We start from the raw sequence: 19,688 nt of genomic DNA on the forward strand, positions 1-19,688 counted from the left end.
CACGCTCCTGCTGGTGGCCGTGCCGACGATGGCGGCGGCGTTCTTCCAGGGCACGCTAGGCCAGTTCCTGGCGTACTCGGTGTTCGGGCGCAGTGGTGGTGCACGGTCGCGATCGGAGCAGGGCGAGAGTGATACACAAGCGCAGCCCCATCACGCTCCGCCGTCACGGGACACCGAGGTTCCGCCGCAGGACCTGTTCCAATTCCGACTGCCGCAGCAGGGGGCGGTGCAGGCCGATGAGATCAAGCGCTCGCCTTTGATCTTGAACCTGACGAATGGCGGTGCGGCGCCGTCGCCCGACGTGTCCAGCGAGGAGCACCTGCGCCACACCGTGGGGCAAATGGCACAGGCCAACAGGGCGACCGCCGACGAGAATGCCCCGTTTCTGGAGCGGTATCCGCACGCGACGGCCGCGCTTGGCTCTGACGCCGCACAGGATCGCCGTGCCTACGACGCTTCGCAGGACAAGGTGGAACAGGTGCTGGCGTTCCAGACCAAGGCGGCTCAAGCGCATGCTCTGGGTCGCTTGTCCGATCAGGACTATGCCGCAGCCCGGCGTGCCGCCAGCCAAGCGTTCCATGCCGAGTTCGACGGCGCTGCACGGGACTACGCCGAGGGCATCGCCCGTGATCCGAACCTCACCATGCAGGAGAAGTACGACCGCATCCACGGCCTGGGCGGACGGGTAATCGCCTTGGGCCAGCGTAGCGGTATCGACTACTTCCCCGGCACCGCAGCACGGACCACGGCCGAAGCCGATGCGGCCATGCAACGTCATGGCATTTTCGACCCCAGCCGGCCGGCACGCGTGTACGTGGACGAGCCCGGCAAGGCCAACGAGCCGCTTCGTGCGCTGTTGAATCTGCGACCGGACGAGGACCTGCGCAGCCGAATGCTGAATCCCGAGCCCGGACGTGCCTACGTTGCGGGCAAGGGGGAGTTGATCGACAGCGAGCCGTGGCGCGATCGTTTCAATCTAGTCGGCCAGATAGTCCAGCAGCAAGATGTGATGAACGTGGTGGCCGGAGTGGTAGCGCAGCGGTCGCTCGCCGGAGCAGAAGCCCTGTCGGGCATGGGGCGTGATCCCGATCCCTCGCCTTATAGCAAGCATGTGGAAGCCCACAGCCCCTGGATCGCCCGCAACGACGTGGCGCTGAATCGAGTGGAAGGTGTGTTGTCGGCGGCGGGGTTCGCCAAGGATGTGTATATGAACATGCAGGACGACTACATCACCGTCGACGTGTTCGCATCGAAGACCGATCCTAGCGAGCGGTGGTTTCAGGTACGGACATTCGAATACCGTTCCAAAGAGAACAGCTTTATCCGCATACCCCCCACAGCCGACGCCCCAATTGTCGATGAAATCATTGACCCTGATCGCCACTAGTCTGTTCGTCTTCCTTCTCGCATCGTGCGAACCGAACTGGGACGAAGACCCTGAAACCCTCTATGACAGGAGGGAAGATGCACTCGCCTTGAAGTACGCCGAGGAAGGGCTGGGCGGTAAGCATGATTTCTTCAGTCGGATGTTCCTTGTTCAGTACCATCTCGCGCGCTACTTGGAGAGGAGCGACAAGTACCACGCCGATCGGATTTCTGCGATATACCGCGGTGTGGATTCACTGGATCGATTGCCAAAAGAGCACCCGATTCTTGGAGACATGCTCTGGATGGCCAAGTACTTCGACGCGGCTATCCTTCTGTTCGTCAAGAAGGACCGACAGGCCGCCTTGAAGCTGCTCGATTCGTACTGCCCGATGACGGATTACGAAATGAAAGTGCGCTGCCACGTGAAGAATTACTGGCACTTCGAGAGCAATGCTCGCACGGGCTTAGATCGAAACAAGCAGGAAGCCGCCTTCATCGCCGATTTAACCGTGGGCGTGGCCTACCAGGACTACCAGATGATCGGCCACTCGATGGAACTGCTGGCGGAGTACGACATCCAGCACGCCACCGAACGCGCCATGACCTATGCCGCGGTGCGCAGCGCCGATAACGATGAGGTCATGCGGCGCTTCTGCGCCGTGCCGGCACGCTATTTCAAGTACCGCCCCGAAACCCTGGGCCGCACCGATTACCTGGCTGCCTATGAGCGTGCCGACTGCAAGGTCTATCTATCCTCGGATCAGGCACAGGCGCAATAGCGGCAACGGCAACGTATGCAGCCTGCTGGTGAACGAGTTGCCGGGTGAGATCACCGAAAAAGGGGGCAGGTTCATTTCGAAAAAGGGGTCAGGTTCATTTCCGCCAGTTAGAAAATGAACCTGACCCTTTTTCCCGCGGACGTGAACTTTGGAGTAAGCAGCGGTTGGCGACCCAATGTTGGCTCTGGCGCTCACCCTAACGGTGTTGGCCTGGACTTCACTCGTTTGCAACTAACTCAGAATGGGCAAGCTATCGGCACTACGTTTATCGATCCCGGCAAGCGTATTGGACGCGACCCTTCAACTCCAGAGCCCGACTTGGGCCGTCAGTATCGCGAGTCGCTGTATGCCATTCGGCAGGAAGCAGGCATACGCCAGATCTTCGCGCCTTGGCAGATGCTTGGCTCCCCGGACGGCCAATTCCGTGCGAACCACCCTAACCGCATCAACGACAACGACTGGATACACCGCCACCACGTTCACATCGGACTGAGGGTCTACTGAGACATGAGCAAGCGCCTGTTGGCTATATTTGTAGGAATGTCGCTTTATTTTGCGGCAAACGCCGATTGCAATGATCACGCGGACCGGTGGGCTCCTATCCGAAAGTGGCGCACGTCCTACCTCGTGGTAAGCAACGTCGGGTACTCGTGGATATATGCCATGTCGGATGACGGAACAATAAAAATCTACCGTCCGAGCAGAGTCGACGCGAACAGGTATCCGTGCACGCGAAAGGAAAGACAGAGCGGCTCATGGTGCGTTGCTACCGGACGTCTATATCAAGCTGGACCTAGAATCATTGCCAAGAGTGCCAACGGGTTGGACGAGCAGTTCTATCTGACGAAGGAGGGCAAGATGTGCGCTGCCGCGAATGAACAAAACGACTTCTCTGGCCAATGTGAGGACGAAGGATACAAGGAGGCAATGAGCCTCTTTTCGGTGTATCCACGTGCAATGGCATCGGACAGCGGACTGGACGAACTGGACGGCTATTACCGGATGAATGCCATTAGATGCACGCCGGCCGGCGAGCATGCTCCATGCAGAGGCGAACTCAAGGACTGCCTTCGCATTGAAACGTATCGAGGGAGCCATCGCGTGGAGGTATACAGCACTCAGGCATACCAACATGTATGCGCTTTCAGCATCGAAATGAGGGGAGTGAACGGAGAACTGGTTTACGACAGCCCCCTAGGCCAAGTGATTCTCCGGAGGGTGGGCAACCAGCTCGTTATTGCATCTGATGGCATCGACCCGACAGCAGGAGGGCTGGGATTCTGCGGCGCTCATGCAGATATCGATATGCTTGCATTCCCCCTATCCGGGAAAGTCGAAACAGATGCGCAGTGTTTCAGGGACGGGCCATAAGCGGAGCCTGAAGCAGCCCGGAGACCATATGACCTAACTAAGCCACGGCCGTCCGCGCACGCGGTACACCGACAGGAACACCGCTGCGACCCATGCGCTCGCCACCGCCCATCCGGCGAGGATGTCCGAGGGGTAATGCACGCCCAGATAGACGCGCGACAGGCCGACCAGCAAGACGAACGGCGCCATCACCGCGACCACCGCCCAGCGCCAGCGCGTGTGCCAGGCCAGCATGACCAGCACGCAGGCCAGCGTCATCGAGCCCATCGCATGGCCGCTGGGAAAACTGTAGGTCGTCTCCGGCGCAATCGATTCCCACAGCGACGGGCGTTCGCGTGTGAAGAACAGTTTGGCGCCGATGTTGAGCAGCGCCGATCCGCCGAGCGCGATCGCAGCGAAAGTGGCTTCGCGATACCGGCGCAGCACGCCGAGCACGAGCACGAAGGCGATGTCGAACGGCACCACGCCCCAGGCATAGCCCAGTTCCGACATGACGACGAAGAAATCGTCGAAGCCCTGCCGCGCCATCGCGTGCGCGAACAGCAGGATCGGTTCGTCGAAGGCGATGGCTTCCTGCTCGTGGATCTCGTCGGCGAGTTCGCCGAACGCCCACAACGGCAGCAACAGTCCGCCGAAGACCAGCAGCAGGCGCATGCCGTGGCGGCGCAGGACCTCCGCGCCGAAGCGCAGTGCGATCGCGAGCGCGCCCTCGCCCTCAGCCGCCACGCGTGGCGTCGGCCGTGCCGAACTTGCGCTCGACGTAACGGTCGATCAGGTCGACGAACTCAAGCGCGATGTTCTCGCCGCGCAGGGTCACGGTCTTCTCGCCATCCTCGAACACCGGCGCCGACGGTGCTTCGCCCGTGCCTGGCAGCGAAATGCCGATGTTGGCGTGGCGCGACTCGCCCGGCCCGTTGACGATGCAACCCATCACGGCGAGCGTGAGGTTCTCCGCGCCCGGATGGCTGATCTTCCATTCCGGCATCTTCGCGCGCACGTGTTCCTGCACGGTCTTGGCCAGCTCCTGGAAGAACGTGCTGGTGGTGCGCCCGCAACCGGGGCACGCGGTGACCATCGGCGTGAACGCACGCAGGCCCATCGTCTGCAGCAGTTCCTGCGCGACGATGACTTCGTTGGTGCGCGACTGGCCCGGCTCGGGCGTGAGCGAGATGCGGATGGTGTCGCCGATGCCTTCCTGCAGCAGCACGCCGAGCGCGGCGCTCGACGCGACGATGCCCTTGCTGCCGATGCCGGCCTCGGTGAGGCCCAGGTGCAGCGCGTAATCGCCGCGACGGGCGAGTTCGCGGTACACCGCGATCAGTTCCTGCACGCCGCTGACCTTGGCGCTGAGCACGATCCGGTCGGCCGGCAGGCCCAGCTCCACCGCACGGTCAGCCGAATCCAGCGCCGAGCGGATCAGCGCTTCGCGCAGCACTTCGGCAGCGTCCTTGGGTTGCGCCAGCGTGTGGTTCTCGTCCATCAGGCGCGCTGCCAATGCCTGGTCCAGCGAGCCCCAGTTGGCGCCGATGCGCACCGGCTTCCCGTATTTGATCGCCAGCTCGATCAGCGTCGCGAACTGGCTGTCCTTCTTCTTGCCGAAGCCGACATTGCCGGGATTGATGCGGTACTTCGCCAGCGCTCCGGCGCAGGCCGGTTCGGCGGTCAGCAGCTGATGGCCGTTGTAGTGGAAGTCGCCGATGATCGGCACGCTCACGCCCATCATCGCCAGCTTGTCGACGATGCGCGGCACGGCCGCGGCGGCTTCCGGCGTGTTGACGGTGACGCGCACCAGTTCGGAGCCGGCGCGCCACAGTTCGGCGACCTGCTTCGTGGTGGACGCGACATCGGCCGTGTCGGTATTGGTCATCGACTGCACGACGACCGGATGGCCGCCGCCGACGTCGACGCCGCCAATGCGCACCGCGCGCGTCAGCAGGCGCGGCAGGGGTCCGAAACCGGGGTGGGCGCAGGGCGCCGGAGCATGCGAATTCATGGACCGTATTGTAGGCCACCGCGACGCGCGGACCGCCAGGCGCGCCGTGCGGCGGGTCCGGCGTGCGCTCGCGTTCACGTGACCCACGCCCCGCTCTGCGCTACCGTGGCCGGCCGCCGAACGCCGCCGTCCATGAGCCCCGACCCCGACACCAGCCGCCCCGACCGGGTGCTCACGCCGAGCCAGCTGAACACGCTCGCGCGCGACCTGCTGGAGGGCGCGTTCCCGTCGATCTGGATCGAGGGCGAACTGGGCAACGTGTCGCGGCCGTCTTCGGGCCATCTGTACTTCACCCTCAAGGACGCGCGCGCGCAGATCCGCTGCGCGATGTTCCGCCCCAAGAGCAGCTGGCTGCGCTTCACGCCGCGCGAAGGCCTGCGCGTCCTCGGTCGCGGCCGACTCACCCTGTACGAGGCGCGCGGCGAGTTCCAGCTGGTGCTGGACCACATGGAGGAAGCCGGAGAAGGCGCACTGCGCCGCGCGTTCGACGAACTCAAGGCCAGGCTCGCCGAAGAAGGCCTGTTCGACAACGAACGCAAGCGCCCGCTGCCGCGTTTCGTGCGCCGCGTCGGCGTGATCACCTCGCCCACCGGCGCGGCGGTACGCGACGTGCTGAGCGTACTCGCACGGCGTTTCCCGCTGATCGAGGCCGACGTGCTGCCGGTACCCGTGCAGGGCGATGGCGCCGCACCGCAGATCGTGGCGATGCTGCAGCGGGCGATCGCCTCGCAGCGCTACGACGTGCTGGTGCTGGCGCGGGGCGGCGGTTCGCTCGAAGACCTGTGGGCGTTCAACGACGAGCGCCTGGCGCGGACCATCGCCGCCTCGCCCGTGCCGATCGTTTCGGCCGTCGGCCACGAGACCGACTTCAGCCTCAGCGATTTCGCCGCCGACGTGCGCGCGCCCACGCCCTCCGTCGCGGCCGAGCTGCTCGCGCCGCACCGCGACGATCTGTTGCCACGCCTGCGCATGCTCGAAGCGCGCCTGCGCAACCTGCACACCCAGCGCCTGCGCCAGGCCATGCAGCGTGCGGACCGCGCGTGGCTGCGCCTGCATTCGCTGCGCCCGCAGGCGCGACTGGACCTGCTGCATCGCCGTCAGGACGATGCACTGCGCCGCCTCGACGCGGCCTGGAAGCGTCGCATGGAACGCGAACGCGCGCACCTTCGCCATGCCGACGCCGTCCTGCGTGCCGCGCATCCGCAGCGCCGCATCGCGCGTCTGCGCGAACGCCTCGCCGCACTGGCCCCGCGACCGCAATCGGCGATCGTGCGCAGGATCGGCCGCGACGCCGTGCATCTGCGCGGGCTGGCGCGTTCGCTGGAAGCGGTGAGTCCGCTGGCGACCATCGCGCGCGGCTACTCGATCCTCCAGCACGAGGACGGCCGCATCGTGCGCAGCGTGCTCGACGCCGCACCGGGCGACCGCCTGTCCGCACGCGTGTCCGACGGCCAGCTCGGCCTTCGCGTGGAACCGCGCGACGCCGACGACTGACGCGTCGCGCACGGGCATCCCCGACCTCGGCGGCCCCACCGCGTACCCTGCCCGGACACACGCAACGCTGCGTCATGCCGGTGCTCACGCCGGTCCCGTTACGATGCCGCACGATGCGTCTCCGGCATTGCACCGAGGAGCTGGGATGACCAAGGCCTCCGATCTGTTCGTCGCCGCGCTTGAAGCCGAGCGCGTGCAATACGTCTTCGGCATTCCCGGCGAGGAGAACCTCGACCTGCTCGAGTCGCTGCGCAACTCGACCATCCGGCTCGTGCTCACCCGGCACGAGCAGGCGGCGGGGTTCATGGCCGCCACCTACGGCCGAATCACCGGCAAGGCGGGCGTGTGCCTGTCCACGCTCGGGCCGGGCGCGACCAACCTGGTCACCGCCGCGGCGTACGCGCAGCTCGGCGCGATGCCGATGCTGATGATCACCGGGCAGAAGCCGATCAAGAGCAGCCGGCAGGGTCATTTCCAGATCGTGGACGTGGTCGATGCGATGCGACCGCTCACCAAGTACACGCGCCAGATCGTGTCCGCCGATGCGATCCCCGCGCGCGTGCGCGAAGCCTTCCGCCGCGCCGAGGAAGAACGCCCGGGCGCGACCCACCTGGAATTGCCGCAGGACATCGCCGGCGACGAGACCTCGTCGAAGCTCATCCCCGCGTCGTTCTCGCGCCGCCCGGTCGCCGACGAGAAGGCGCTGGAGCGCGCGACCGAAGCGATCGTCGCCGCGCGACATCCGCTGCTGATGATCGGCGCGGGCGCGAACCGCAAGACCACCGCGCGCCAGCTGCGTGCGCTGGTCGACAAGCTCGGCATTCCGTTCTTCACCACGCAGATGGGCAAGGGCGTGATCGACGAGCTGCACCCGCTATGGCTAGGCAATGCGGCGCTGTCGGACCACGATTTCGTGCACCGCGCCATCGACGCGGCGGACTGCATCGTCAACATCGGCCACGACGTGATCGAGAAGCCACCGTTCTTCATGCGCGAAGGACGCCGCACCGTCATCCACGTCAATTACGAAGGGGCCGAGGTCGATGCGGTGTACTTCCCGCAGATCGAAGTCGTCGGCGACATCGCCCACACGGTCTGGCAACTGGGCGAGCGCGTGACGCCGCAGACGCACTGGAACTTCGCCTTCTTCGACCGCGTGCGCGAAGCGCTGTTGTCGAACCTGCGCGAACGCGCCGACGACGACCGCTTCCCGCTGGTTCCGCAGCGCCTGGTCGCCGAGGTGCGCGCGGCGATGGACGCGCGCGACGTGGTCTGCCTGGACAACGGCCTGTACAAGCTGTGGTTCGCGCGTTGCTATCGGTGCCGAGAACCCAACACGCTGCTGCTGGACAATGCGCTGGCGACGATGGGTGCCGGCCTGCCTTCGGCCATCGCCGCGCGCATCGTCTGCCCGGATCGCAAGGTGCTGGCGGTGTGCGGCGACGGCGGCTTCATGATGAATTCGCAGGAACTGGAAACCGCCGTGCGCCTCGGGCTGGACCTTACCGTGCTGGTGTTGCGCGACGATGCTTACGGCATGATCAAGTGGAAGCAGGCGCACGAGCGCTATCCGAGTTTCGGCATGGACTTGGGCAATCCCGATTTCGTCGAGTACGCGCGCAGCTACGGTGCGCGCGGCCATCGCCCGCGCAGCGCGGACGAGTTCGCGCCGCTGCTGCGCCAGGCGCTGGACACGCCGGGCATCGACCTGATCGAAGTCCCCATCGACTATTCCGACGACGATCGCCTGCTCAACGAAGAGATCCCCCGGCTGAGCGCCGCGCTCGCCTGACCGCGCGCTCATCCCTCACCGGCTATCCTGCGAATTTCCGGAGTCCGTCATGGCCAAGAAGACGAACACGCGCGACTCGAGCGGCCGCTCCGGCCTGAAGTCGAGCTATCCCTACTACCTCGCCAACCGTCCGGTCGCGGCCAATACCGACCTGGATGTGCTGGACAAGTACAGCGGCCAGCGCGCGACGCGCGTGGCGATGGCCGATGCCGCCGCGGTGCGCAAGGCCATCGTCGCCGGCTACCAGGCGCGCGAGGCGGTTGCGGCATTCCCGCCGGATGCGCGGCGCGACGTGCTCGAACACTGCGTGCGCCGTTTCACCGAGCGTTTCGACGAACTGGCGATGGCGCTGTGCATCGAGGCCGGCAAGCCGATCCGCGACGCACGCGGCGAAGTGACGCGCCTGATCGACAGCTTCCGCATCGCCGCGGGCGAGGCGACCCGCATCGGCGGCGAAGTCGTCGAACTGCAGATCTCGCCGCGTACGCGCGGCTACCGCGGCATGGTCAAGCGCGTGCCGATCGGCCTGTGCAGCTTCATCACGCCGTTCAACTTCCCGCTCAACCTGGTCGCGCACAAGGTCGCGCCTGCGCTCGCGGCGGGTTGTCCCTTCATCCTCAAGCCGTCGGAGAAGACGCCGATCGGCGCGCTGATCATCGGCGAAGTTCTTGCGGAGACCGACCTGCCGAAAGGCGCGTTCTCGGTCCTGGCCTGCTCCACCGACGTCGCCTCGCAACTGGTCGAGGACGAGCGCATCGCCCTGCTCTCCTTCACTGGCGGCTTGATCGGCTGGGATCTGAAGACACGCGCGGGCCGCAAGAAGGTCACGCTGGAACTGGGCGGCAATGCGGCGTGCGTGATCGACGCCGACCCGGGCGCGTCGATCGACCATGTCGTCGACCGGCTCGTGTTCGGTGCGTACTACCAGAGCGGGCAGAGCTGCATCAGCGTGCAGCGCATCTACGCGCACGCCGACATCTACGAGAAGCTGCGCAAGAAGCTGAAGGCCGCCGTATCGAAGCTGCGCATGGGCGATCCGCGCGACGAAGACACCTTCATCGGCCCGATGATCGACGAGGCCGCCGCCAAGCGCGTCGATGCGTGGATCGAAGCGGCGCGCAAGGGGGGCGCAAAGCGACTGGCCGGCGGCGAGCGCATCGGCAACATGGTGCCTGCGACGCTGCTGGAAGGCGTCGCGCACAACACCGACCTGTACCAGCGCGAGGCCTTCGCGCCGGTCGCACTGATGGAGCCGTTCGAGGATTTCGAACAGGCCATCGAGCTGGTCAACGACAGCGACTTCGGCCTGCAGGCCGGCGTGTTCACCGGCAACCTCAACCACGCGATGCGCGCGTGGGACAAGCTGGAGGTCGGCGGCGTGATCGTCGGCGACGTGCCGAGCTTCCGCGTCGACAACATGCCCTACGGTGGCGTGAAGCACTCGGGGCTCGGGCGCGAGGGCATCCGCTACGCGATCGAGGACATGACCGAGCAGCGCCTGCTCGTCATCCGCGATCCGGTCGCCTGACCACTGCGCGCACGCGCGCCCGACGGGCGTGTCGCCTGCCCGACACGCCCGCCGGACCGCTTCACCTCAACGCGAACCGCCGCTCGGCGCAGGCTTTTCCACCTGGCTCACGCGCGCGCCTTGTCCGACATCGACGCGACCGCCCGCACTCCAGTCGACCAACGGCTGCATCCACTCGGTGCGCGGCTCGTGGAACAGGGTCGCGCCATGCCCGGTGTTGAGCACCAGTTCCTGGCGTGCGCTCACCTTCGGCGACTCGCTCCACAGTGAACGGCAGGACAGCGAAGCGCTGTCCGCATCGTCGTGGATGCCCAGTACGCGGCCGCTCATGCGGAAGTTGTATTCGGACTTGAGGATCGGGTCGCACTGGCCGAGCAGCACATAGTTGACGTGCGAATTGGCAACGCGCGCGGACGTGAGCGTGGCGACCGCTGAACCGGTACCGGCGCCGACGACGTTGATTTCTTCCGGTGCGACGCCCTTGGCGATCAGCGCGCGCACTTCCTTCTCGATGCGCTTGGCATAGGCCAGGCGATCCTCGCCGGCAGGCGCGAACGTGCTGACTTCGAAGCCTTCATCGCCGAGCGCCTTCACGATCGCGTCGTGGTCGACACCGGCTTCGCTGGAGGGCAGATAGATGAGGTGGGGCGTTCCGGCGATCACGGCGGAGCTTGCGCCCAGCAGCATCGTCGTTAGCAGGACTCGTGCCGGAACGGCGCGGGCAGGTGAATGCAGGCAAACCGGATTCATCGACTTCATGACAACCTCCAGCGAATCGTCGAGGGGGAGAAGCGCAGGACCGCCGAGCGTGCAATCGATGCACGCATGTTCTTCCGCATCCCGCGCGGTTCGCCAGTTCGAAAGGTCACCACGACTTTCGGGATACGTCTCAGTGATGCGTGTTCCGGGACAGCCGTTTCCATGACTTACGACAGGGTCCATCGCACGGGCTTAACCCCGTTGGCCACTGCCGCGCGTTCATCGATCCGACCCAACCCGGAGCCCACCGATGAAGCGCACTACTGGCACGCAACTTGTCTCTGTCCTCGCATCCGCCGTCGTCGTCGCCCTCGCCGGCTGTTCGAGCACGCCGTCTTCCACGCAGGCGCAGGCAAAGGCACAGGCAAGGGCCGAGGCCCAGGCGGCGGCAGCGGCGGAGGCACGAACCCGAAGCGAGGCCAAGGCTGAGGCGGAGGCCGACGCCTACGCCGTGGCACGCGGCGATGCGGCGCGCGCGGCGGCAGCCTACGCCCCTGCGCCGGCCTCGCCGCCTCCGCCGCCCGCGCTGCACTCGATCAGCGTGACAGGCGCGATGGCGGCACCGATGCTGATGCGCCAGTCCGCACCGGCCAACACCGAGAAGTACGCGTCGCGCACCGACAACCCCGTGCAACGCACGGCCGAGCAGCCGGCCTCGACCTTCTCCATCGACGTGGACACCGGCAGCTATGCGAACGTGCGTCGCATGCTCACGCAGGGCGAGCGTCCGCCCGCGGATGCGGTGCGCGCCGAGGAATTCATCAACTACTTCGACTACGGACATCCCGCGCCGACATCGCGCGAGGTCCCGTTCCGCGTGACCACCGAACTCGCGCCGGCTCCGTGGAATGCACAACGCCAGCTGTTGATGATCGGCATAAAGGGCTTCGACGCGCCCAAGGCGAACCTCGCGCCGGCGAACCTGGTGTTCCTGATCGACACGTCCGGTTCGATGGACGAGCCGGACAAACTGCCTCTGGTGAAGAGCGCGCTGCGCCAGCTGGTTCCGCAGCTGCGCGCGCAGGATCGCGTGTCGATGGTGGTCTATGCCGGCAGCGCGGGTCTCGTGCTGCCGCCGACGCCGGGCAATCGACACGGCGAGATCCTCGCGGCATTGGATCGCCTCGATGCCGGCGGCAGCACCAACGGCGGCGAAGGCATCGCGCTGGCCTATGCGATGGCGAAGCAGGCGTTCGTCGCCAACGGCGTGAACCGCGTGATCCTGGCCACCGACGGCGACTTCAACGTCGGCACGGTCGACCAGAACGCGCTGGAAACGATGGTCGCCGACCAGCGCAAATCGGGCATCGCGCTGACCACGCTCGGCTTCGGTACCGGCAACTACAACGACGAGCTGTCGGAACGGCTGGCGGACGTCGGCGACGGCAACCACGCCTACATCGACAGCGTGCGCGAGGCGCGCAAGGTGCTGGTGCAGCAGATGGGCGGCACGCTGATGACCATCGCGCGTGACGTGAAGATCCAGCTCGAATTCAACCCGGCGCAGGTCGCCGAGTACCGGCTGATCGGTTACGAGAACCGCGTGCTGAACCGCGAAGACTTCGCCAACGACAAGGTCGATGCGGGCGACATCGGCGCGGGCCACCAGGTGACGGCGCTGTACGAGATCACGCCCGCTTCGTCTTCGGCGCAGCGCGTTGCGCCGCTGCGCTACGGCACCGTGCCCGCGACGCCGGCCGGCACCTCGAACGAGCTCGCGCACCTGCGCCTGCGCTACAAGCTTCCGGGCCAGGACAGCAGCCGCCTGATCGAGACGCCGGTGCTGGCTTCGCAGTTGCACGCCACGCCCGGCGAAGCCCTGCGTTTCGCCAGTGCTGTCGTCGGCTTCGCCGACATGCTGCGCGGCGGTTCGCGCATGGACGGATGGAGCTGGGACGCGATGATGCGCACCGCACGCGACGCGCGCGGTAACGATCCGCGTGGCGAGCGCGCCGAGTTCGTGCAGTTGATGGAGATGGCGCGCGATCAGATCGACGGCGCGGACAGCACGCGCGTGGGCGTCGCCGAGTGAACCACGACGACCGCCTGGCTTCGCGCCGGGCGGTCGTCAGTCGCGCAGGCGTTCGATCATCGGTTGCAGCCAGCGCTCGTACGGCGCCCACTTGGGCGTCTCGCGCACCTGGATGCGATCGCGCACCTGCACCGCGCTCGCGGTCACCACGCCGCGGCGCGACTGCATCTTCAGCATGGCCGGATCGAACGGCAGTCCGCAGAACTCCGCCACGCGGCGCATCTGGCCTTCCGGATCGCGGGTGAGCGCGGCGTACTCGACATCGAGGATCCGACCCGGGAAGCGCTCGTGCCACGTCGCCATCAGCGCGCGGTAGCGATGGTGGTAATCGGCCAGCTCGACCGGATCGTAGCTGTAGGCGTTGGCTTCGGAGAACAGTTCGCGCAGGTTCGAGAAGCACGTCTCCACCGGATCGCGGACCATGTGCAGGATCTTCGCCTGCGGCAGCGCCTGCGCGATGAAGCCGGCATTGAGGAAGTTCGACGGCAGCTTGTCGGTGAAGAAGCGCTGCTCGCCGCGGCGCCAGCGCGTGCCGTCGAGATAGCGCCGTCCCGCCGCGGCGAGGTCCGCCTGTCCTGCCCGCTCGGCGATGGTGCGGTCGATCACGCCACGGCAATGGTGGTCGGTGGCATGGCGCATGGCGCTGGTGAAGTCGTACAGCTCACCCAGCCCGCGCACCTGCGGATGGCCGTCCAGCAGCTGTTCCAGCAGCGTCGTTCCGGAGCGATGCATGCCGACGATGAAGATCGGCGTCGCATCGTCCTCGTGGGCGATCGCTTCGCTATCGCGCGGCCGGAAGTTGGACAGCGCATCGAACAGCGCCTTCGTGCTGGCGATTTCATACTGCATGCGCGAGCGCTTGGCCCGGCAGGCCAGCACCAGTGCTTCCCACGCTTCGTCATGGCGCTGCAGGTCGTCGAGTTCCTTGTGCAGCGCGAATCCGAGCAGCGCGACGTCTTCCGCACTGCGGCCCGGCCGCGCGAGCGCGCGACGGATCGCGTCGACGTGGTTGCGCTCCGGCGTCTGCCGGCGCACCCACGCCTGCAGCCAATAGCCCTGCGCGATCTCCGGCGCGCGGCGCAGGGCACGCGTGACGTCCATCTCGGCTTCTTCGAAACGCCCCAGATAGGTCAGCACCTGCGCCCGCGCGAGCAGCGTGGGCGGATAGTCGGGATCGCCGCGCCGGGCCTCGTCGAGGAACGCGATCGCGCGATCCGGCAGGTTGGCGTAACTGAGCTGCGCGCCGACGTGGATCAGCAGCGGGATCGGCATGCGCGACATCGGCTTGAGCCGCTCGATGCACGCCAGCATCGCTTCCATGTGGTTGAACGTGCGCAGGCGTGGAAGCAGTTCGAGTACCTGCTCCGGATCGCTCACGCCGGTACGCGCAGCGGCCAGCGCGTAAGCCTCCGCGCGACGGTAGCTGCCGGCCAGCGAATGCAGGTAGGACAACTGCAGCAGGGTTTCGGCGTGTTGCGGCGCCAGCGCGAGGGCCTGCTCGCAGGCGGCTATGGCAGCGTTCCAGTCCTGCCGGGCGGCGTGCTCCTCGGCCTGAGAGAGCAGCGCGCGCACCGGCGCGGTCGTGTCGTTCATCGTTCCAGTCGGTCGATCAGCGGTTGCAGGTGCTGAGCGTAACGCTTCCACGCGCCGACGCCACGTCCGTGGATCCCCTCGCGCACCTGGCTGCTGCTCGCGGTGGCGACCGGCGCCTCATTGCGGGTGATCTCGTGCACGCCTTCCTGCGCGGGCAGTCCGACGAACTCCAGCACGGACGCGGCCGTGCCCTGCGGGTCGGCGACCAGCGCTTCGTAGTCGACGACCCGCACCGACGCAGGCGCGACCGCCTGCCAGTGCGCCATCCACGAGCGCGCGTGCCGGCAATGCTCGGCCACGTCGTCGAGCGCATAGCTGTAGGGATACGCGTCGCCCTGGAACAGCTCCTTCAGCGTGGAGAAGCACGCGTCCATCGGATCGCGGCGCAGGCACAGGATGCGCGCCTGCGGCAGCGCCTGCAGGATCACCGGGATGTTGAAGAGGTTCTGCGGGTTCTTGTCGATCACGAACCGCACCGGCGGCGCGATCCGGCGCAGGCGCGCCATGTACAGCTGGCCGACGCGGCGCATGTCCAGCGACTGCAGCAGGTCGAGCTGGTCCGCCTGCAGCGCGGACTGGAAGAAGCGGCCGGAGGCCTCGCTGATCGCAGCGGGCAGGTCGTTGCGCTCGCCCAGCGAACGGGCCCAGCCGTGGTTGCCGACCACGCGATCGAGCAGCGTCGTGCCGGTACGCGGCATGCCGACGATGAAGATCGGGATCGGGTCGGCATGCGGCTCGTCGGCGACCAGCGCGCCGGGACGCAGCGCGCGCAACGCGTCGAGACGCTCGGCTTCGACGCGCGGATCGTAGGACACACGCGAACGCATGATCGCCGCGCCCTGCGACAGGGCGTCCCACGCCTTGTCCACCTCGCCGGCCGCGTCGTATTCGCGGAACAGCGCATGGAACAGATGAGCCTGCTCGACGCTGCCGGCCGGATGATGCGACAGCGCGGTGCGGAGACGCTCGAGGCGCGCCAGCGGCGGCTGCGCTCGCGAATGCGTGGAGAGCGCCCAGTGGATGTCGGGCTGGTGCGGGGCCCGCGTCAATGCAGTCTCGTAGAGGCGCTGCGCGCCGTCGGCATCGCCGAGGTAGCGCAACACGTTGGCGCGGGTGAAGGCGAGCAACGGATGTCCCGGGACGCGCTGGTCCATCGCATCGAGGAAGCGCAGCGTGTCTTCGTAACGGCCGGCGAGCCACAGGTGCTGCGCCAGCGTCGGCGACTGCCGGATCACGTCGGGATCCGATCCGTCGGCGGAGAGGATGACCGACGCGACTTCGGTCTCCTCGGCGAATTCGAGCAGGCGCGCCGTGACGAAGGCGATATGGCGCGTGCTGGCATGCAGGCGCACCGCGTCGGCGGCCTGCAGTACGTGTTGTCTGGAAGGTTGATAACGGCCCGCGAACTGCTCCATGCGCGACATGCGCAAGCGGGCCGGGACGTGCTGCGGATAGGTTGCCAGCAGGGTCTCGTAGAGCGCCCTCGCCTGCTCCGACTGGCCCGCCGCTTCGAGCTTCTGCGCCCGCTGCCAGAGTTCGGTGGAGGCGGCGGCTTCGGGATGCGGCGTCGGACCTTGCATGGCTGGATTCATTTCACTGCGACCGGCTTTGAAAAAACGGCCGCCTTGCGGCGGCCGTGGAGAGAGTAATGAAGCGTGGTTCTCAGAAGTCGTACTGCACCATGAAGCGCACCGAACGCGGCGCCTGGAAGCTGCGCGGCACCAGGTACGTGTTGAGCGGTGCGCCGGTCGTGGCGTCTTCGGCCACTTCGGTCACGCCCGTCACCTTCTGGTTGTCGAAGACGTTGAACACGTCCACCTTGAACTTCAGGCCCGGCGCCCAGTTCGGGAAATAGGCCACGTTCAGGTCGATCGAGTTCGTCCACGGCAGGCGGCCCGCGGTACCACGCGGCACGGCTTCCGCCGGACCGTCGGCGCCACCGGCTTCCGTCGTACCGCAACGGAAGAACGACGAGCCGTACGGGTGGATGTCGCCGTGGTACGGATACAGCACGCCCAGACAGTTGATCGGACGGCCCGACTGCACCAGCAGGTTGGCGCCGACCGACCACTCATCCGTGAACGAGTAGTTGCCGAACACCTTCAGGCTGTGGCGACGATCGTTCGGCAGGTAGCCGTAGGAGTCGACCGCCAGTTCCTTGTAGTCGAAGTCCTGCGTGACGCTGGTATCGGCCTGGCCGATGTCCGACTTCACGCCACCTTCGGTGTTGCCCTTGTTGTAGGCCAGCGTGTACGACGCCTGGAAGAAGTACTTGTCCCAGCTGCCGTCCCAGAACAGTTCCAGCGCCTTGTAGGTACGCTTGGCTTCCGGCGACAGAAGTGCGCCCGGAACCGTCGTGGCCTTCAGGGTGCCGTCGCCGTACAGGTCGGTCAGGAACACCGCGTCCGAACCCGGGTTGAACATGCGGCAGTACGGGAAGCCCGCGCTCGGCAGGGCGGCGGCGTTACCGGCGCTGTCGTACCAGGTCAGGTCGTCCTCGTCGAAGGTGAAGCCTTCGATGGCCATGATCGGCGTGTAGTCGCAGTTGTCGTCGATCGCCGCCTTCAGCTTGCGGTAGATACCACGCGCACCGATGTTCTGGTGCTCGGTCATCGACATCTGGAAGCCGAGGATGTACTCGTCCTGGTACATCGGATCGAGGTTCTGCGATGCGATGGTGTCCGCCACCTTCGGCTCGCCGAACTCGCCGTTGATGTAGGACAGCGCGCCCGTCCCGAACAGGCCCGTCGGAGCACCGGTGACCGGATCCACGCCCGTGAAGCGCGAGGTCTGGCGGGTGAACAGCGACGCGGAGGCGCCACGCACGGCCACGCTCGGCGTGAGCGGAAGCGCGTAGCGACCGGCGTTACCGTAGACCTTGAACGACGAATCGCCGTTCACGTCCCACGAGAAGCCCAGGCGCGGAGCGAACTGGTTCTCGATCTTGACGTAGGTCTCGCCCTGGCCGTTCTTGTTCTCGAAGGTATCCCAACGAGCACCGATGTACGCCAGGAAGGTGTCCGTCACCTGCCAGTTGTCCTCGATGTAGAACGCTTCCTGGTTGACCTCGACGGTCGCACCCTGGTTGACGATCTGCTCGCGGACGACGTCGAAGTCGTCGGTGGTGTTCGCCGTGCGGTCCGGACCGTTGTTGGTCGAGTAGCGCCAGATGCGGCCGCCTTCGATCGAGGTACCGGCGATGGACTCGTAGTCGTCACGGTCGTAGCCGAAGCCCAGCGCGTGGTCGCCCACCTGCCAGTCGAGGTCGAGGCGGAACTGGTTGCGCTCGTCACCCGAGTCGATGCGATCGATCGAACCACCGGTGATGTTGCACGAGCTCGCGTAGACGCCGGTGACGGAGGTGCGATAGCCCGGACGCACGTCGGTGATGACCGGGCAGCCCGATGCCGGCTGGTCCAGGTCGCCGCCGTATTCCACGTTCACGCCAGACGCCGTCTTCAGGCGACGCGAACGCGAGAATTCGCTGTAACCGTACATGGCCGACAGGGTGAAGGAGTCGGTCAGGTAGCCGGTGTAGCGGGCGATGTAGTTCTCGCCGCCGTTCTCGGTGTACGAGGTACCCACCAGCGGACCGCGATTCACCTGGCCCACCGTGTTGAGGTAGGAGGCCGTCGTGGTGGTGCGCTTGTCCGACAGGGTCGTGAACTCGAGCTTGTTGGCGTCGTTGATGTTCCAGTCCAACTTCACGAGGTAGGTCGGGTCACCCTTCTCGGACTCGTGGTTGTTGGTACGCGAAACGACCGAGCCCCAGTAGTCCTGCTCCACTTCGCTGTACGACAGCATGCCGTATGCGAACAGCGTGTCCTTGATCAGCGCGCCGCTGGCCCAGATCGAGGTGCTGTAGCCGCCCAGCGTGTCTTCCGAGTTGTCCTGGCGCAGCTTGCCCAGGTCGCCCGGCACGAGCGGGTTGGCGTAGTAGGTGTTCTCGACTTCGGCACGCAGCGAATCCGGCGACCAGAACACGTTGCCACCGGCCGTGAATTCGTTGGTACCGCGCTTGGACACCATGTTGACCACGCCGCCCAGCGAACGGCCGAACTCGGCGCCGTAGCCGCCGGTCTTGACCTGCTGTTCGGCCACCGCTTCGTACGGAACCTGAGCGAAGTTCAGGCTGCGGAACGAGTTGGTGATGTTGAAGCCGTTGAGGTAGTACTGGTTCTCGGCGACCGAGGAACCACCGAACGACGCCAGGTTGCCGAACGCGGTATCGCCGCGGACGGTACCCGGTGCCAGCAGCGCGACCGAGGTGGCGTCACGCAGCACCGGGATCTTGGCGATCTGGGCGGCGGTCAGGATGGTGGTCGACTCCACCGAGGACACGTCGATCGGGTTGACGACCTGCGCACCCGTCACGACGACGCTGTCCAGCGTGGTCGCACCGGCCGAGGAAGCGCTGGTGAAGTTCACCGGCGTACCCGTACCGAGGTTGACGGACACTTCGCGCACGGCGGAGGTGCCGTCGGCGCGTTGCAGGGTGATGCGGTAGCTGCCCGGCTGCAGCTGCGGCACGCGGTAGCTGCCATCGGCACCAACGGCGACTTCACGACGGAAGCCCGTAGCGGCGTTTTCGACAACGACGGTCTCCCCAGCCGTCGCTTGGCCGAACACGGTACCGCTGGCCGACTGGGCATGTACGCCCGAGGCAAAGCACAGACCCAGCGCCACGGTAAGGGCACTGCGCCGCATGTTGCGGTTCAGAGTTGAACGCTTCACTTTTCCCCCAATTCAGCAAATGGAATGCCCCAAAAGGAGCAAAGTGACCCTGACTTCCGGCAGGGGGCGGGGTCAACAGTCAGGTTGCATTCACGTTAATTTTTTATTGTTTTTGTGACTAACTTCACATTTTTAATGTGATTTTCACAGACAGTTCATCCGGCTTTCACGATCAGATGGGACAACGCGACCTGCCCCTGCGCGTCACGAGGGGTGTCCGTATGGTCGGGTTTGAGGCGCCGCGA

13 protein-coding genes and 1 pseudogene are annotated in these 19,688 nt (G+C 66.1%); 8 read left to right on the forward strand and 6 right to left on the reverse strand.

Annotation, left to right across the window (positions count from 1 at the left end; genetic code table 11):
- From FOF45_RS00005 to FOF45_RS00020, 4 genes and pseudogenes are all read left to right on the forward strand, one after another.
- Positions 1-1,387: pseudogene (locus FOF45_RS00005) on the forward strand (hypothetical protein); the annotation flags it as partial.
- Positions 1,359-2,147 (forward strand): hypothetical protein, encoded by a 789-nt coding sequence (locus FOF45_RS00010; protein ID WP_158982006.1) that lies wholly within the window; start codon positions 1,359-1,361, stop codon positions 2,145-2,147. The pseudogene FOF45_RS00005 and the gene FOF45_RS00010, both read left to right, overlap by 29 nt.
- Before the next feature lie 114 nt (positions 2,148-2,261).
- On the forward strand, positions 2,262-2,651 hold the full coding sequence (locus tag FOF45_RS00015; RefSeq protein WP_158982007.1) for a hypothetical protein: 390 nt from the start codon (positions 2,262-2,264) through the stop codon (positions 2,649-2,651).
- Between the two features lie 3 nt (positions 2,652-2,654).
- A complete protein-coding gene (locus tag FOF45_RS00020) occupies positions 2,655-3,518 on the forward strand; it encodes a hypothetical protein (RefSeq protein ID WP_158982008.1) in 864 nt (287 codons plus the stop codon).
- A gap of 33 nt (positions 3,519-3,551) precedes the next feature.
- Here the strand turns inward: FOF45_RS00020 and FOF45_RS00025 are convergent, their stop codons facing one another.
- Both FOF45_RS00025 and ispG read right to left on the reverse strand, forming a co-directional pair.
- Positions 3,552-4,172, reverse strand: a complete 621-nt coding sequence (locus FOF45_RS00025) for a phosphatase PAP2 family protein (RefSeq protein ID WP_158987087.1) — start codon at positions 4,170-4,172, stop codon at positions 3,552-3,554.
- A gap of 61 nt (positions 4,173-4,233) precedes the next feature.
- Positions 4,234-5,511 carry a flavodoxin-dependent (E)-4-hydroxy-3-methylbut-2-enyl-diphosphate synthase gene (ispG, locus tag FOF45_RS00030; protein WP_158982009.1) on the reverse strand — a complete coding sequence of 426 codons (1,278 nt, stop codon included), beginning with the start codon at positions 5,509-5,511 and terminating at the stop codon, positions 4,234-4,236.
- Between the two features lie 132 nt (positions 5,512-5,643).
- Between ispG and xseA the strand changes: the two genes are divergently transcribed.
- The 3 genes from xseA (at position 5,644) to FOF45_RS00045 (ending at position 10,325) form a co-directional block, all read left to right on the forward strand.
- Positions 5,644-7,005 (forward strand): exodeoxyribonuclease VII large subunit, encoded by a 1,362-nt coding sequence (gene xseA, locus FOF45_RS00035; RefSeq protein WP_158982010.1) that lies wholly within the window; start codon positions 5,644-5,646, stop codon positions 7,003-7,005.
- A gap of 145 nt (positions 7,006-7,150) precedes the next feature.
- Entirely contained in the window at positions 7,151-8,797 is a 1,647-nt protein-coding gene (locus FOF45_RS00040) for an acetolactate synthase large subunit (RefSeq protein ID WP_158982011.1), read from the forward strand.
- A 49-nt stretch (positions 8,798-8,846) separates the two neighbouring features.
- The gene (locus tag FOF45_RS00045; protein ID WP_158982012.1) at positions 8,847-10,325 is read left to right on the forward strand and encodes an aldehyde dehydrogenase family protein; all 1,479 of its coding nucleotides are present in this window, start codon (positions 8,847-8,849) and stop codon (positions 10,323-10,325) included.
- A gap of 66 nt (positions 10,326-10,391) precedes the next feature.
- Here FOF45_RS00045 and FOF45_RS00050 read toward each other — a convergent pair whose 3' ends face one another.
- Positions 10,392-11,012, reverse strand: a complete 621-nt coding sequence (locus FOF45_RS00050; RefSeq protein ID WP_158982013.1) for a hypothetical protein — start codon at positions 11,010-11,012, stop codon at positions 10,392-10,394.
- A gap of 322 nt (positions 11,013-11,334) precedes the next feature.
- Between FOF45_RS00050 and FOF45_RS00055 the strand changes: the two genes are divergently transcribed.
- Positions 11,335-13,116, forward strand: a complete 1,782-nt coding sequence (locus FOF45_RS00055) for a vWA domain-containing protein (RefSeq protein ID WP_158982014.1) — start codon at positions 11,335-11,337, stop codon at positions 13,114-13,116.
- A gap of 36 nt (positions 13,117-13,152) precedes the next feature.
- Here the strand turns inward: FOF45_RS00055 and FOF45_RS00060 are convergent, their stop codons facing one another.
- The 3 genes from FOF45_RS00060 to FOF45_RS00070 form a co-directional block, all read right to left on the reverse strand.
- Complete coding sequence (locus tag FOF45_RS00060; protein ID WP_158982015.1) at positions 13,153-14,709, reverse strand: tetratricopeptide repeat-containing sulfotransferase family protein; 1,557 nt, start codon at positions 14,707-14,709, stop codon at positions 13,153-13,155.
- The gene (locus FOF45_RS00065; RefSeq protein ID WP_158982016.1) at positions 14,706-16,289 is read right to left on the reverse strand and encodes a tetratricopeptide repeat-containing sulfotransferase family protein; all 1,584 of its coding nucleotides are present in this window, start codon (positions 16,287-16,289) and stop codon (positions 14,706-14,708) included. Before FOF45_RS00065 ends, FOF45_RS00060 begins: the two co-directional genes overlap by 4 nt.
- An 82-nt stretch (positions 16,290-16,371) precedes the next feature.
- Complete coding sequence (locus tag FOF45_RS00070; RefSeq protein WP_158982017.1) at positions 16,372-19,416, reverse strand: TonB-dependent receptor; 3,045 nt, start codon at positions 19,414-19,416, stop codon at positions 16,372-16,374.
- Positions 19,417-19,688 lie beyond the last annotated feature (272 nt).

Source organism: Lysobacter panacisoli (assembly GCF_009765165.1).
Classification (GTDB): Bacteria; Pseudomonadota; Gammaproteobacteria; order Xanthomonadales; family Xanthomonadaceae; genus Lysobacter_J; species Lysobacter_J panacisoli.